The following is a 15,451-nucleotide window of genomic DNA, read 5'->3' on the forward strand; positions in this document are numbered from 1 at the left end:
TTTTCAGCCTGGAAGGTCAGGGGTAGAGTGAACGCCATTGTCTTCTCGTGAAATCCGCTGGAGCGAACCATGACCCAGACTTCGAACACCTCCGATCTGCGTAACGGCCCTGACGCCAACGGCCTGTTTGGCTCGTTCGGCGGCCGTTACGTTGCCGAAACCCTGATGCCGTTGATCCTCGACCTGGCTCGCGAATACGAAGCGGCCAAGGACGATCCGGCGTTCAAAGAAGAATTGGCCTACTTCCAGCGCGACTATGTCGGACGTCCGAGCCCGCTGTACTTCGCCGAGCGCCTGACCGAATTCTGCGGCGGCGCCAAGATCTACCTCAAGCGCGAAGAGCTGAACCACACCGGCGCGCACAAGATCAACAACTGCATCGGCCAGATCCTGCTGGCGCGGCGCATGGGCAAGAAACGCATCATCGCCGAGACCGGCGCCGGCATGCACGGCGTGGCCACCGCCACGGTAGCTGCGCGTTTCGGTCTGGACTGCGTGATCTACATGGGCACCACGGACATTGAGCGTCAGCAGGCCAACGTGTTCCGCATGAAGCTGCTGGGCGCCGAGGTGATCCCGGTGGTCGCCGGCACCGGTACGCTGAAAGACGCAATGAACGAAGCGCTGCGTGACTGGGTGACCAACGTCGACAGCACCTTCTATCTGATCGGCACCGTGGCCGGTCCGCATCCTTATCCAGCCATGGTCCGCGACTTCCAGGCCGTGATCGGCAAGGAAACCCGCGACCAGCTGCAAGCCCAGGAAGGTCGTCTGCCGGACAGCCTGGTGGCGTGCATCGGCGGCGGTTCCAATGCCATGGGCCTGTTCCACCCGTTCCTCGATGACAAGAGTGTGGAAATCATCGGCGTCGAAGCCGCCGGTTACGGCATCGAAACCGGTAAGCACGCGGCCAGTCTCAACGGCGGTGTACCGGGCGTGTTGCACGGCAACCGTACTTTCCTGCTGCAGGACGACGATGGTCAGATCATCGACGCACACTCGATTTCCGCCGGCCTCGACTATCCGGGCATCGGCCCTGAACACGCGTGGTTGCATGACATCGGTCGCGTCCAGTACACCTCGGTGACCGACGACGAAGCCCTCGCCGCATTCCACCAGTGCTGCCGTCTGGAAGGGATCATTCCGGCACTGGAAAGCGCTCACGCCCTGGCCGAAGTATTCAAACGCGCACCGAAACTGCCGAAGGATCACCTGATGGTGGTCAACCTGTCCGGCCGTGGCGACAAAGACATGCAGACCGTCATGCACCACATGGAAACTTCCAAGCAGGAGAAACACTGATGAGCCGCCTGCAAACCCGTTTTGCCGAACTCAAGCAACAGAACCGCGCCGCGCTGGTGACCTTCGTCACTGCTGGCGACCCGGACTACGACACTTCGCTGGCCATCCTCAAAGGCTTGCCGAAAGCCGGTGCCGACGTGATCGAACTGGGCATGCCCTTCACCGACCCGATGGCCGATGGTCCGGCGATTCAGCTGGCGAACATCCGGGCCTTGGACGCCAAGCAGAACCTGATCAAAACCCTGCAAATGGTCCGCGAATTCCGCAAGGACAACAGCGACACGCCGCTGGTGCTGATGGGGTACTTCAACCCGATCCACAAGTTCGGCGTCGAGCGCTTCATCGCCGAAGCCAAAGAGGCCGGCGTTGATGGCTTGATCGTGGTCGACATGCCGCCGGAGCACAACTCTGAGCTGTGCGATCCGGCTCAGGCTGCGGGCATCGACTTCATCCGCCTGACCACCCCGACCACCGATGATGCGCGTCTGCCGAAAGTGTTGAACGGCAGCTCCGGCTTCGTTTACTACGTGTCGGTCGCCGGTGTGACCGGTGCCGGCGCGGCGACGCTGGAACACGTCGAGGAAGCGGTGGCGCGTCTGCGTCGTCATACCGATCTACCGATCAGCATCGGTTTTGGTATTCGCACGCCGGAGCAGGCCGCGTCCATCGCGCGTCTGGCCGATGGTGTGGTGGTGGGCTCGGCGCTGATCGATCACATCGCCAACGCGACCACGCCGGACCAGGCCATCGACGGCGTGTTGAGCCTTTGCTCGGCGCTGTCCGAAGGCGTGCGTAAGGCTCGCGTCAGCTGAAGGTAAAGTTCCTGATACAGAGGAATTAGAGCCTCCACGCACAGACTAACCAAGCAAGACCGAGGGATTCAGAACCACGTTCTGAATCCCTTTTTGCTGTCAGTGCAGTGAGGAAAGACCCGATGAAAATGCCGAAACGTCTGATTGCCAGTCTGGGCGTGCTGATGATCAGCGCGACTCCGCTGTTGGCCAGCGCCGATCCGCGCGACGATCACGACCACGGCGGCCCGCAACAGGGCCACTACGACAATCGCGGTGGCGATCATCATGATTGGCAAAGCAACCATCGCGGTGGCCCGCCGCCTCGGGATTTCGGCCCGGTGCGTCAGGTGATCCGCGACAATCATGGCTACTTCGTTCGCGGTGCGCCGCCACCTCCAGGCATCCATCTGGTACGTGGCCGGCCGCTGCCCCATGGCTATTACGGCGAACGGCTGGATAACCGGGCGTTGAGTCGTCTGCCGTATTACCCGGGTTATGAATGGCGTCGTGCCGGCGGTGACATCGTGCTGATCGCGGTGGGCACCGGGATCGTTTACGAAGTGCTGGATGGCGTTCTGTATTGATCGTCAGGCAATAAAAAAGACCGCAGCCTCTATTGGCTGCGGTCTTTTGTTTTCAGGGCCGGTGTTTTTCAGGGTAATTCCAGTCCGCCGGACGCTTTGTGCAGTTTGCGCAGATGCTCGCCGATCTGCTTCACATTCGCCTCGTTGGCCGCGATCTCGGCCGCTCGTTTTGGCTCAAGAAGCGCGCGCACTTCTTTGTCGAGATCGCCGGTCAGAGCCAGCAACTGTTTCTGGCGCTGGCTGCTTTCCGCTTCCAGTCGGCTGAACTCGCTCGGTTGCGGCAGGCCATAACCCCGGGAATCGAGCAGTTCTGCCGGTCGACTGAGGAAGCCGCTGTTGGCGAGGATCTGCTGCAACGTCGCATTGGCCTTGTCCATACCGCCGTTTTCCAGCTCCCGGGCGCCGAGGTAGCGTTGCTTGACTTCATCCTGAGCCAGCAACAATTGGCGGCGGAAACTGGCTTGCTCCAGCAATAGCAGTGCGGCGCTGGTGCGCAAGTCGGCCCGTTCGAACCAGGGGCGGCGCTCTTCGGCAGACAGCGAAAGCCATTCCTCGACGGTTGTCTGCTTGATCGGCAATTGCTTCTTCAAGACATCGAACATCGCCTGATAACGGTCACGGAACGAGTCGAAACGATAACCCAGGCGTAACGCCTCTTTCGGATCATCGAGCACGCTGGTGTCGGCCAGGCCACGCCCCTTCAATACTTCCAGCAAGCCGTTGGGCATGATGCTGTCGAGGCCGGTGAGCCGGGCGTTGTTGCTGCCGCTGCGCAGCAGTTTCAGGCCTTCGACGGCGCAGTTGTTGGAAAGGAAGAAGTAATTGCCGTCGTAGCTCCAGTGCATTTCGGCAGCGTGTTCGACAACGCCCTCGATTTCACTGCGCGAGAGGTTCAGTGGCACAGATGCCAGACTGCGCAGTTCGGTTTTGGTGTATTCGTCGATCACCTGCGCCAGCGGCAGCACGAACAGTCGTGACGGGTACTTGCCGACCAGACCGTCCCAGCTCGACAGCTGCACGTCACCGACAAAGGCGCGGTATGACAGCACCAGATGCTGATCCAGATCCAGTCGGCAGTCCGGCCCGCGCGGCCGGCCCGGTGCGCAGATCACCAGACGCAGCATGCTGTGGCCCCAACGGCTGACCCAGTTCTGGTTGGCTTCGGCCAACAGGTAATCCACCGCATACACGCGCTCCGGATCGACCTGGCCCAGGGGCTGTTTGGCAAAGTCGTTGCCGGCATTGAGGAAGGCGAAGGTTTTGGCGCACGCATCCTTGGCCGGCGGTGCCCAGCCGAAGTGTTGCTGGTAATAGCGATACAGCGCCGGGCGTCGGCAGGCGTAACTCGGGTCGAGGAGGAAATACTCCATGTTGACTGCGACAAACTCCTTCGGGCTGGAGATTTCGTAGAGATCGGGGCTGCGGGCGATCTGCCGGTTGTGCTGTTCCCGTTCACCCCGGCGCCCGACGTATTGCTGCCAGCCGGCAAGATCAAGCAGGCGTGGATCATCGCTGAGGGTGAAGCGCCGACCGTTCTGGCCGCGGCATTCATCGGGAATGCCGATCAGCCCGGCGCTGTTGTTGCGCCGGGTGCAGCGCTGGATCAGCGTGCGTTCGGCCGCCGGCCACAAGCGTGCGCGATCGTAAATATGGGTGATTTCGTGCAGCACCGTGGCCAGCAGTTCCCGGCGAACCGTGCCGTGGGGGCGATTGGTTTTTTCTTGCGCCGCACTGCCGTCGGTAAGGCTGGCGAGCAGTTTGCGGTTCAGGTCCAGCTCGGAGACGAGCGTCGCCTGGCCGTAGGCGTTACCGGGCATGTCGTCGGTCCAGCCGACATCGATGCGCCGGTCCAGGCGTTCGATGAAACTTGGCGGCAAGGCCTGCATGGCTTCATCGAGCAGCGCCTGGCTGGCTTGTTGTTGGGCGGGGCTCAGGCCATCGGTCTTGAGCTGCAATTGCAGGCCGGCGTGGGCGCTGTTGCCAAGCAGCAACAACGCCCCGGCCAGCAGCCAGGCGCCGAATGACTTCACAGTGCGAGGATGGCTTCGGCGAGTACCTGATCACTGGCGTCGCGAGCTTCCGGCACGCGGGTGCGCAAGGTATTGAAGGCGGCTTCCAGGTTTGCACCACGGATATCACCGTCGCTGGCCACGAAACTGGCGGCGTCGTCGTGGGCTTCGCGGATGATTTTCGAATCGCGAATCGACGTGGTGGTGTCGGAGGTGAAATCAATGGTGCGCTGGGAGGCGCGGACGATGATGTTACTGGTGGCTACCAGGGTGTGCGCCTGGGCCATATCGGCTAACAACAGCATGCCAAGGGCGGCAGCAATCAGCGGGCTACGCATGGAACGACTCCGAAAAGACAGGGATGACTATTGGACGAGAATTGCCTGTGCCAGTTCAAGGTCGCTGACATGAAGTTTTGGCCGGCTTTTGCGCAGGTAATGCAGGGCGGATTCCAGCTGTGCGCCGCGCATCTGGCCGTCACTGGCAACGAACGCTGCAGCATCGTCCTGCGCGGCGATGATCAGTTTACGGTCGAACGGCGCGGAAGACACCATGCCGGTGGCCCAGACGCTGACCACGGTGTTTTGTGTGGACACATCGAAGGCGTCTGCCAGAGGAGTCCAGCAGGCGGCGATCAGTACGGAGGGGATGAGCAGATTTGAAAGAAAACGCATGGGACTCGGCAACTGTTGGCGAGTCCCAAGGCTAGCGCAATGCCCGGACTGGAGCCAGCGCCGAAACATCGGGACATGACCGGCGTGTCCCGGAATGTCCCTGTCGCTTAGATCGTCAGAATGGCCTGGGCCAGCTGTGCGTCGGTCGCGTTCAGTTGCGGAGCCTGATGACGGATGTGATCCAGTGCGCTCTCCAGTTTCACGCCACGGATTTCGCCTTCGCTGGCCACGAAGCTGGCAGCGTCGTCACGGGCGGCGAGCACGATCTTGTCGTCACGGAAGGACGAAGTGACGTCGGACGTGGCATCGGAGGAGGACTTGAGCGCGCCAACCACGGCGTCGGTAGTAACGATGAAGCTGCTGGCACTGGCGTTGGCAGCTACGGCCAGCAGGGCGGCGGCGCTGAGCAGACGAAGGCGGGACATGGGAGAACTCCTGTGGGTAAACCGTATTGAGAGGTGGCTCGGTGTCTGAGGGTCAGACGCCATTCGCACAGCATTCGCCACGTTCTGCATGGATCTTAGGCTTACCTTGCGGATTCGCACAGTGGTCAGGATGCTGGCCTGAACACATTTTTCGAAACTGTACTTATCATTTTTTTAGTTTTTGAAAACTGTACCTGTCTGATGTTTCAGGCGTGGGTATCAGGTTTTTCAGGCCTGAAACGACAAGACCCGTCGCGGTTTCCCGCGACGGGTCTTGTGTATTCGATTCGGGTTGCTGGCGGTGGGTCTAGCGACCAGAGCCAGCGACGCTACTTAGCGCCAGAACGGCTTGCTCAGCTCTTCGTAGCGTTGTGCTTCGCTAATCCCGGCGTCAGCCAGCAGACGCGAATCCAGACGAGCCAGTTGGTGGCGGCTGGAGATGCGGCGCTGCCACAGCATCAGGTTGGCGATAACGCGCAGAGGCAGGGAAGCCTGGGTTTTTACAGCTTTGTCTTCGAAGAACAGTTCGGAACTGAGTGTACGTTCCATGATTGACATCCTTCCGCTTGTGGCGGGATTAGGTAGTGGTTTAACTGGTGCCCATGATCCTCTCGTTTGGCCAGACTCTCTAGATACAGTTCACCTGTATTGTGAGTGACCAGTTAACTGTTTATAGGGGGTGTACGGGTCAAAATTGCGCAAACTGTACCTGTCTGCGCCTATTTGGTGCATTTTTGCCCAGTTCGGTGGTTTGAGTAGGGAAAGGCTGTAGGAAATGACCGGTACAGCAGTACAGTTTTTGTAGGGATTGGGGATTTTGAGAATCCCGCTGACGAAACTGTGTTTGCGCCAGCGGGAAATCTGTGCGGATTACACGGCCAGCATGCGTCCGGTTTCTTCCAGATTGATATGCCAGCTCAGGGCATCACGCAGGATGTGCGGCGTGTGGCCGCCAATGGCGCAGGCTTTTTCGAAGTAGTCGTTCAGCGCCTGGCGGAAATCCGGGTGCACACAGTTATCGATGATCACCCGGGCGCGCTCCCGGGGCGCCAGGCCTCGCAGGTCGGCCAGGCCGACCTCGGTCACCAGGATGTCGACGTCATGTTCGGTGTGGTCGACGTGGCTGACCATCGGCACCACGCTGGAAATCGCGCCGCCCTTGGCGATCGACTTGGTCACGAACACCGCCAGGTGCGCGTTGCGCGCGAAATCGCCCGAACCGCCGATGCCGTTCATCATCCGCGTGCCGCAGACGTGGGTGGAGTTGACGTTGCCATAGATGTCGAACTCAAGGGCCGTATTGATGCCGATGATGCCGAGGCGCCGTACCACTTCCGGGTGGTTGGAGATTTCCTGCGGGCGCAGCACCAGCTTGTCCTTGTACTTCTCCAGGTTGCCGAACACGTCGCTGTTGCGCCGCTCCGACAGGGTTATCGAGCTGCCCGAGGCGAAGCTCAGCTTACCGGCGTCGATCAGATCGAAGGTCGAGTCCTGCAGCACTTCGGAGTACATGGTCAGGTCTTCGAACGGCGAATCGATCAGCCCGCACATCACTGCGTTGGCAATGTTGCCGATCCCGGCCTGCAGCGGTCCGAGCTTGTTGGTCATACGCCCGGCATCGACTTCCTGCTTGAGGAAGGCGATCAGGTGATCGGCGATGGCCTTGGTGTCGACATCCGGCGACGACACAGTGGATGGCGAGTCCGACTGTTGAGTGATGACGATGGCGACAATCTTCTCCGGCGGGATCGGGATCGCAGTGCTGCCGATGCGGTCGTCGACCTTTACCAGCGGAATTGGCGTACGGGTCGGGCGATAGGTCGGGATATAGATGTCATGCAGACCTTCGAGGTTGGCGTTGTGTGCCAGGTTGATCTCGACGATCACATGTTTGGCGAAAATCGCGAAGCTCGCCGAGTTGCCCACCGAGGTGGTCGGCACGATGTGGCCCTGTTCGGTGATGGCCACGGCTTCGATCACGGCGATGTCCGGCAGCTTCAGTTGCTGATTGCGCAGTTGTTCGACGGTTTCCGACAGGTGCTGGTCGATGAACATCACTTCGCCGGCGTTGATCGCCTTGCGCAAGGTGCTGTCGACCTGGAACGGCATACGCCGCGACAGCACGCCGGCTTCGGTCAGTTGCTTGTCGAGATCGTTGCCCAGGCTGGCGCCGGTCATCAGGCTGATCTTCAGCGGCGTGACCTTGGCTCGCTCGGCCAGCGCATGGGGCACGGCCTTGGCTTCGCCGGCGCGGGTAAAGCCGCTCATGCCGACGGTCATGCCGTCCTCAATCAGCGCAGCGGCGTCGGCGGCGCTCATCACTTTATCCAACAACGAAGGCAGGCGAATACGGTCACGGTACATGGATTATTTTCTCGGGCAGCGAGTAGCAGGATGCGCAGTCTAGTGAATTTCGCGAGCGCCTGTCCCGCTACCAAGGTCGCAAACGAGGCGTCTATTTAGCGGGTTTCAAGTAAAACACCGTTACTGGATCTGCAACAACGCGGCAAATTGTCCGACGGTTTGCGCTAACAAAAACGCCCCGACAAGTCGGGGCGTTCTGTATTGCCGGCGAGGGTTACTCGACCGCTTTGACCATGTCTTCGATGACTTTCTTCGCGTCGCCAAACACCATCATGGTCTTGTCCAGGTAGAACAGTTCGTTGTCCAGACCGGCATAGCCGCTGGCCATTGAGCGCTTGTTGACGATGATGGTCTTGGCCTTGAACGCTTCGAGGATCGGCATGCCGGCAATCGGCGATTTCGGATCGTTCTTGGCGGCCGGGTTGACCACGTCGTTGGCGCCGAGCACCAGCACCACGTCGGCCTGGCCGAACTCGGAGTTGATGTCTTCCATCTCGAACACCTGGTCGTACGGCACTTCGGCTTCGGCCAGCAGTACGTTCATGTGTCCGGGCATCCGACCGGCCACCGGGTGGATCGCATACTTCACGGTCACGCCATGATGGGTCAGTTTCTCGGTGAGCTCTTTCAGCGCATGTTGCGCACGGGCCACCGCCAGACCGTAGCCAGGCACGATGATCACGGTGTCGGCGTTGGTCAGCAGGAAGGTTGCGTCGTCAGCCGAACCGGATTTCACCGGACGGGCTTCCTTCTCACCGGCAGGACCGGCGTCCGCGGTGTTGCCGAAACCGCCGAGCAGTACGTTAAAGAAGGAACGGTTCATCGCCTTGCACATGATGTACGAGAGGATCGCACCGCTCGAACCCACCAGCGAGCCGGCAATGATCAGCATCGAGTTGTTCAGCGAGAAGCCGATACCCGCCGCCGCCCAGCCGGAATAGCTGTTGAGCATCGACACCACCACCGGCATGTCGGCGCCGCCGATCGGGATGATGATCAGCACGCCCATGACGAACGCCAGGGCCAGCATCAGGGCGAACGCGGCGAGGTTGCCGGTCAGCATGAAGGTGACGCCGAGGATCAGCGTCGCCAGGCCCAATACTGCGTTCAGCTTGTGCTGACCGCTGAACTGTACCGGTGCGCCCTGGAACAGACGGAACTTGTACTTGCCCGAGAGCTTGCCGAACGCAATCACCGAACCGGAGAAGGTGATTGCACCGATGGCTGCGCCGAGGAACAGCTCCAGACGGTTACCCGCCGGGATCGAGTCGCCCAGTTGCTTGACGATGCCCAGGGACTGCGGCTCGACCACGGCAGCAATGGCGATGAACACCGCTGCCAGACCGATCATGCTGTGCATGAACGCAACCAGTTCCGGCATCTTGGTCATTTCAACGCGCTTGGCCATGATCGAACCGGCGGTGCCGCCGATCAGCAGACCGACGATCACATAGCCAATGCCGGCGGTGGCCCCGCCTTGTTCTAAAGAGAGCGCGCCGAGCTTATAGATGAGGCCGATGGTGGTCAGGATTGCCAGCGCCATGCCGAGCATGCCGAACAGGTTGCCGCGGCGCGACGTGGTCGGGTGCGACAGGCCCTTGAGCGCCTGGATAAAGCAGATTGACGCGATCAGGTAGAGCGTCGTGACGAGGTTCATGCTCATTACTTAGGCGCCTCTTCTTTTGCTTTCGGGGCTTTCTTCTTGAACATCTCAAGCATGCGGCGGGTGACCAGGAAGCCACCGAACACGTTGACCGCGGCCAGTGCCACCGCGAGGGTGCCCATGGTCTTGCCCAGCGGGGTGACGGTCAGTGCGGCGGCGAGCATGGCGCCGACGATCACGATCGCCGAAATGGCGTTGGTCACGGCCATCAAAGGCGTGTGCAGCGCGGGTGTAACGTTCCAGACCACGTGGTAACCGACATAAATCGCCAGCACGAAGATGATCAGGTTGTAGATACCGGGGGAGATAAGCTCTTCCATCGTCTGAATCCCTGCTTAGGCGTTTTTGCGGATGACTTGGCCGTCGCGGCACATCAGGCACGCGGCGACGATGTCGTCTTCGAGGTTCACTTCGAACTGGCCTTCTTTGGTGAAGACCAGCTTCAGGAAGTCCAGCAGGTTGCGTGCGTACAGCGCCGAGGCATCTGCGGCGACTTCACCGGCGAGGTTAGTCGGGCCGACGATGGTCACGCCGTTTTCGATCACGACCTGATCGGCCACTGTCAGCGGGCAGTTGCCCCCTTGGGCTGCAGCGAGGTCGATGACCACCGAGCCGGGTTTCATCTGCGCCACGGTTTCCGCGCTAAGCAGCGTCGGTGCCTTGCGACCCGGAATCAGTGCGGTGGTGATGACGATGTCGGCCTGCTTGGCGCGCTCGTGCACGGCCTGGGCCTGACGCTGCATCCAGCTCGCCGGCATCGGGCGTGCGTAACCGCCGACGCCGACAGCGCATTCGCGTTCTTCATCGGTCTCGTAAGGCACGTCGACGAACTTGGCGCCGAGGGACTCGATCTGTTCCTTTACGGCCGGACGTACGTCGGACGCTTCGATGACGGCACCCAGACGTTTCGCCGTGGCAATCGCCTGCAACCCGGCCACGCCGGCCCCCAGAATCAGCACGCGCGCCGCTTTTACGGTGCCCGCGGCAGTCATCAGCATCGGCATGAAGCGTGGATAGTAGTGAGCAGCCAGAAGCACGGCCTTGTAGCCGGCAATGTTCGCCTGGGACGACAGCACGTCGAGGCTCTGAGCCCGGGAGGTACGTGGCGCCGCTTCCAGGGCGAACGCGGTAATCCCGCACTCGGCCATCTTCGCGATGGTGTCGTTGTTGAACGGGTTGAGCATGCCCACCAGCACTGTGCCGCGCTTGATCAGCGTGAGCTCGGCATCGCTTGGCGCGACCACTTTGAGAATCAGCTCGGCGCCAAACGCGTCATTGGCACTGCCAATGGTTGCGCCTGCCGCTTCATAGGCACTGTCGACAACGCTGGCTTTAACGCCGGCGCCGGATTGCACAGTGACCTTATGACCTTGGCTGATCAGCTTTTTAATGGTTTCCGGGGTTGCAGCAACCCGTGTTTCACCGGTCTGGGTTTCGAGAGGAACACCAATGTGCACGTCAAATCTCCTGCGTGATCTTATTGAGTAAACCCATGCACTACGGATGGTGCGACTGGGGCGGCCGATCAGCACGATCCCGCCAAATCAGGGCGGGGCGCGGCATTTTGCAGGCGAAGTTTATGCCCTTCAAGGGATTATGACGGGTGACGGAAAATTAACTACAAGTCATCCCGTGACCGAATGTCGCAGATGGCCAGTTGAATCCCTTGCAGGCCGTGCCTTTCAAGGAGTCTGGATGAATTTGAAGATTTTTCTCATCGGTGACGTGAATAGGCCGCAATGAGTCGCGAATGAGGGCGCAAAGCCACGTCGGCAGGCGCTTGTGGGACGTCTGTACGACTTTCGGATACAGTCTGTCTATTTGCGACAAATAGTTATATCTGTAGGGCTTTGATTTTCCTGACTACGGGGTTAATAATCGCTGAAACCCTTTAGCCCTCTAGGTTGTAGCTGTGTGCCTGATTCACCAGCCAATCGCGAAAAGCCTTGAGGGACGCCGATTCGACCTTTCGCTCCGGAATCATCAGGTAATACGCCTTGATGCTGGAGAGCGCGTTCGGGTTGGCAATCACCAGGCGTTTCTCGGCCAGTTCGCGTTGAATCAGGAATGGCGGGATCAGCGCGATGCCCATGTCGTGCATGGCCGCCTGGGCCAGCATGGAGAATAGCTCGTAGCGCGGACCTGTCATGTCGCGGGGGATGTTCAGGTGCTGCGAGTTGAACCACTGTCGCCAGGCGTAGGGGCGGGTGGTTTGTTGGAGCAGCGGCAGATCGGCGATTTCATCGGGTGTCAGATGCGTCTTGTTGCCGAGCAGGGCCGGACTGCATACCGGCATCGGATTCTCGCCCATCAACCTGTGAGATTCAGTACCCGACCAATCTGCATCGCCGAAGTAGATGGCAGCATCGAACTCGGTGTCGGCAAACAGGAAAGGGCGGGTACGGTTGGTCAGGTTGACCGTTACTTCCGGATGCTTGAGCTGGAAGTCCTTCAATCTTGGCAGCAGCCATTGCGTGCCGAAGGTGGGCACCACGGCGAGCTCGATCACGTTGGTGCCTTGCTGACCCATCACTGACAGCGTGTCGCGCTCGACGGCATCAAGCTGGGTCGCTACTCGACGGCTGTAGGAAAGCCCCGCTTCTGTCAGCTTTACTCCGCGACGGGAGCGTCGGAACAGTTCGACACTGAGGAAGTCCTCGAGACTGGCTATCTGTCGGCAAATGGCGCCTTGGGTGAGGGAAAGTTCTTCGGCGGCCTTGGTAAAGCTCTCGTGACGGGCGGCGGCTTCGAAGCTGATAAGGGCGGTGGTGCTGGGTATCTTGCGGCGCATGTACGTCAACCTCACTAATACATCGCTTAATCGGCATCTCGCGACGTTTCGGAGTGAGAAATTAGCACAACAGGATGCGAAATCCTCGTTTGCCGGGAGGGCGAAGCGGGCCTAGGATCAATGCCACGTTAATTCACCCGATTTGCGAGGACTCACTCATGGGCGGTAAAGCTAGCTTCAACTGGATCGATCCACTGCTACTGGATCAACAGCTGACTGAAGAAGAACGCATGATCCGCGACGCTGCCGAGCAATTCGCCCTGCAGAGCCTCGCGCCGCGCGTTCTGGAAGCCTTCCGCCATGAGAAGACTGACCCGGCAATCTTTCGTGAAATGGGTGAAGTCGGCCTGTTGGGTGCGACCATTCCCGAGCAGTATGGTGGCAGCGGCCTCAACTATGTCAGTTACGGTCTGATTGCTCGTGAAGTCGAGCGTGTTGATTCCGGCTACCGTTCGATGATGAGCGTGCAGTCTTCGCTGGTGATGGTGCCGATCAACGAATTCGGTACCGAAGCACAGAAACAGAAGTATCTGCCGAAACTGGCTTCCGGTGAGTGGATCGGCTGCTTCGGTCTGACCGAGCCGAACCACGGTTCCGACCCGGGCGCGATGATTACGCGTGCACGCAAGGTCGAAGGCGGCTACAGCCTGACCGGCGCCAAGATGTGGATCACCAACAGCCCGATCGCCGACGTGTTCGTGGTCTGGGCCAAGGACGATGCGGGCGACATTCGTGGTTTCGTTCTGGAGAAGGGCTGGAAAGGTCTGAGCGCTCCGGCGATTCATGGCAAGGTCGGCCTGCGAGCTTCGATCACCGGCGAAATCGTCATGGATAACGTGTTTGTTCCCGAAGAGAACATTTTTCCGGACGTGCGCGGTTTGAAAGGTCCGTTCACCTGCCTCAACTCGGCACGGTATGGCATCTCCTGGGGCGCGCTGGGTGCGGCTGAATTCTGCTGGCACACCGCTCGCCAGTACACCCTGGATCGCCAACAGTTCGGTCGTCCATTGGCTGCTACTCAGTTGATCCAGAAGAAACTGGCGGACATGCAGACCGAGATCACTCTGGCGCTGCAAGGCTGCCTGCGTCTGGGCCGCATGAAGGACGAAGGTACTGCTGCGGTTGAAATCACTTCGATCATGAAGCGCAACTCTTGCGGCAAGTCTCTCGAAATCGCCCGCATGGCGCGTGACATGCTGGGTGGCAACGGGATCTCCGATGAATTCGGCGTGGCCCGTCACCTGGTTAACCTGGAAGTAGTGAATACCTATGAAGGTACTCACGACGTTCACGCGCTGATCCTCGGTCGTGCGCAGACCGGCCTGCAGGCGTTCTATTAACAGGAGAGCGACCATGGGCGCGCTGTCGCATCTGCGGGTACTGGATTTATCGCGTGTGCTGGCCGGCCCATGGGCTGGTCAGATCCTGGCCGACCTTGGGGCGGAAGTGATCAAGGTCGAGCGCCCCGGTAATGGTGACGACACCCGGGCCTGGGGGCCGCCCTTCCTGAAAGACGCCTATGGTGAGAACACCAGCGAGGCGGCTTATTACCTGTCGGCCAACCGTAACAAGCAATCTGTGACGATCGACTTCACGCGTCCCGAAGGTCAGAAGCTTGTGCGTGAGCTGGCTGCCAAGTCGGACATCCTGATCGAGAACTTCAAGGTTGGTGGTCTGGCGGCTTATGGCTTGGACTATGAGTCATTGAAGGCTGTCAATCCGGATCTGATTTATTGCTCGATCACTGGTTTCGGTCAGACCGGGCCGTATGCGAAGCGTGCGGGTTACGACTTCATGATCCAGGGACTTGGCGGGCTGATGAGCCTCACTGGACGTCCTGAAGGCGATGAAGGCGCCGGCCCGGTGAAGGTGGGTGTGGCGCTGACGGATATTCTGACCGGCCTGTATTCGACTGTGGCGATCCTGGCCGCGCTGGCTAACCGCGATCATGTTGGCGGTGGGCAACATATCGATATGGCGCTGCTGGATGTGCAGGTGGCGTGCCTGGCCAACCAGGCGATGAACTATCTGACGACCGGGACCGCGCCGAAACGGCTGGGGAATGCGCATCCGAATATCGTGCCGTATCAGGATTTTCCTACGGCAGACGGCGACTTCATTCTCACGGTAGGTAATGACGGACAGTTCCGAAAATTTGCCGAAGTGGCGGGGCAGCCGCAGTGGGCGGACGATCCACGTTTCGCGACTAATAAGTTGCGGGTGGCGAACCGCGCTGTGCTGATTCCGTTGATCCGCCAGGCGACTGTCTTCAAGACGACTGCCGAGTGGGTGGCTCAGCTGGAGCAGGCAGGGGTGCCGTGTGGGCCGATCAATGATCTGTCGCAGGTGTTCGAGGATCCGCAGGTGAAGGCTCGCGGGTTGGCGATTGAGCTGCCTCATGCGCTGGCGGGGACGGTGCCGCAGGTGGCTAGCCCGATCCGGTTGTCGCGGACGCCTGTCGAGTATCGCCATGCGCCTCCTTTGCTGGGCGAGCATACATTCGACGTTTTGCAGCGGGTACTGGGTCTTGGGGCGGGAGCAGTCGCTGCGATGAAAGAGGATGGGGTGCTCTGATGGCTCTTTCTATATAGAAGGGGGGGGCTGAATCCTTCTTCTATATAGAGGGACTTGAAGAGGGACTTGAGTGTTTTTTGGCTTTTTCGCAAGTTATTGAAAGAAAAGCGAAATTAAGTGTTGACGGCAGATTCTGAGTCTCTATAATTCGCCCCACTTCCGGCGCAGTCGAAACGGAAAACTCCTTGAGATTCAATGAGTTAAGTGGGTTTCGACGGTGGCTCGCTTCAGTTCATCGAAGCCTGGAAGGCGTTGGAAATGCCGGTGTGCT

Annotated in this window: 15 protein-coding genes; 5 read left to right on the plus strand and 10 right to left on the minus strand. The window is 59.8% G+C overall.

The features are described from left to right. Positions 1-69 precede the first annotated feature (69 nt). The 3 genes from trpB (at position 70) to AC1MDC_RS21275 (ending at position 2,680) form a co-directional block, all read left to right on the plus strand. Positions 70-1,302, plus strand: coding sequence for a tryptophan synthase subunit beta (trpB, locus tag AC1MDC_RS21265; RefSeq protein WP_085696495.1), 1,233 nt, complete (start codon positions 70-72; stop codon positions 1,300-1,302). Then, positions 1,302-2,114, plus strand: coding sequence for a tryptophan synthase subunit alpha (gene trpA / locus AC1MDC_RS21270; protein WP_480393602.1), 813 nt, complete (start codon positions 1,302-1,304; stop codon positions 2,112-2,114). The genes trpB and trpA overlap by 1 nt, the downstream gene beginning before the upstream one ends. Before the next feature lie 122 nt (positions 2,115-2,236). Then, entirely contained in the window at positions 2,237-2,680 is a 444-nt protein-coding gene (locus tag AC1MDC_RS21275) for an anti-virulence regulator CigR family protein (protein ID WP_064379331.1), read from the plus strand. A gap of 68 nt (positions 2,681-2,748) precedes the next feature. Here the strand turns inward: AC1MDC_RS21275 and AC1MDC_RS21280 are convergent, their stop codons facing one another. The 10 genes from AC1MDC_RS21280 to AC1MDC_RS21325 all read right to left on the minus strand — a co-directional run bounded on the left by AC1MDC_RS21280 (position 2,749) and on the right by AC1MDC_RS21325 (position 12,606). Then, positions 2,749-4,710: a DUF7844 domain-containing protein gene (locus tag AC1MDC_RS21280; protein WP_480393603.1), complete on the minus strand. Its 1,962-nt coding sequence runs from the start codon at positions 4,708-4,710 to the stop codon at positions 2,749-2,751. Continuing rightward, positions 4,707-5,027: a DUF2388 domain-containing protein gene (locus AC1MDC_RS21285; protein ID WP_480393604.1), complete on the minus strand. Its 321-nt coding sequence runs from the start codon at positions 5,025-5,027 to the stop codon at positions 4,707-4,709. Before AC1MDC_RS21285 ends, AC1MDC_RS21280 begins: the two co-directional genes overlap by 4 nt. Positions 5,028-5,054: 27 nt before the next feature. Then, positions 5,055-5,363 (minus strand): DUF2388 domain-containing protein, encoded by a 309-nt coding sequence (locus AC1MDC_RS21290; RefSeq protein WP_085702204.1) that lies wholly within the window; start codon positions 5,361-5,363, stop codon positions 5,055-5,057. A gap of 107 nt (positions 5,364-5,470) precedes the next feature. After that, entirely contained in the window at positions 5,471-5,788 is a 318-nt protein-coding gene (locus AC1MDC_RS21295) for a DUF2388 domain-containing protein (RefSeq protein ID WP_064592550.1), read from the minus strand. 333 nt (positions 5,789-6,121) lie between these two features. Next, positions 6,122-6,337 (minus strand): DUF1127 domain-containing protein, encoded by a 216-nt coding sequence (locus tag AC1MDC_RS21300; protein ID WP_011331828.1) that lies wholly within the window; start codon positions 6,335-6,337, stop codon positions 6,122-6,124. A gap of 321 nt (positions 6,338-6,658) precedes the next feature. Beyond that, positions 6,659-8,152 carry an acetyl-CoA hydrolase/transferase family protein gene (locus tag AC1MDC_RS21305; protein WP_085696485.1) on the minus strand — a complete coding sequence of 498 codons (1,494 nt, stop codon included), beginning with the start codon at positions 8,150-8,152 and terminating at the stop codon, positions 6,659-6,661. Positions 8,153-8,366: 214 nt separating this feature from the next. Beyond that, a complete protein-coding gene (locus AC1MDC_RS21310) occupies positions 8,367-9,815 on the minus strand; it encodes an NAD(P)(+) transhydrogenase (Re/Si-specific) subunit beta (protein WP_480393605.1) in 1,449 nt (482 codons plus the stop codon). Further along, positions 9,815-10,135 carry an NAD(P) transhydrogenase subunit alpha part 2 gene (locus AC1MDC_RS21315; RefSeq protein ID WP_003220416.1) on the minus strand — a complete coding sequence of 107 codons (321 nt, stop codon included), beginning with the start codon at positions 10,133-10,135 and terminating at the stop codon, positions 9,815-9,817. The genes AC1MDC_RS21310 and AC1MDC_RS21315 overlap by 1 nt, the downstream gene beginning before the upstream one ends. Before the next feature lie 15 nt (positions 10,136-10,150). Next, complete coding sequence (locus AC1MDC_RS21320; protein ID WP_085690454.1) at positions 10,151-11,272, minus strand: Re/Si-specific NAD(P)(+) transhydrogenase subunit alpha; 1,122 nt, start codon at positions 11,270-11,272, stop codon at positions 10,151-10,153. Positions 11,273-11,706: 434 nt separating this feature from the next. Next, positions 11,707-12,606: a LysR family transcriptional regulator gene (locus AC1MDC_RS21325; protein ID WP_119429954.1), complete on the minus strand. Its 900-nt coding sequence runs from the start codon at positions 12,604-12,606 to the stop codon at positions 11,707-11,709. 158 nt (positions 12,607-12,764) lie between these two features. Between AC1MDC_RS21325 and AC1MDC_RS21330 the strand changes: the two genes are divergently transcribed. Next, positions 12,765-13,946 (plus strand): acyl-CoA dehydrogenase, encoded by a 1,182-nt coding sequence (locus AC1MDC_RS21330; RefSeq protein ID WP_480393606.1) that lies wholly within the window; start codon positions 12,765-12,767, stop codon positions 13,944-13,946. Positions 13,947-13,959: 13 nt separating this feature from the next. After that, a complete protein-coding gene (locus tag AC1MDC_RS21335) occupies positions 13,960-15,180 on the plus strand; it encodes a CaiB/BaiF CoA transferase family protein (protein WP_085696478.1) in 1,221 nt (406 codons plus the stop codon). The last annotated feature ends 271 nt before the right edge of the window (positions 15,181-15,451 follow it).

Source organism: Pseudomonas sp. 1, assembly GCF_056626735.1.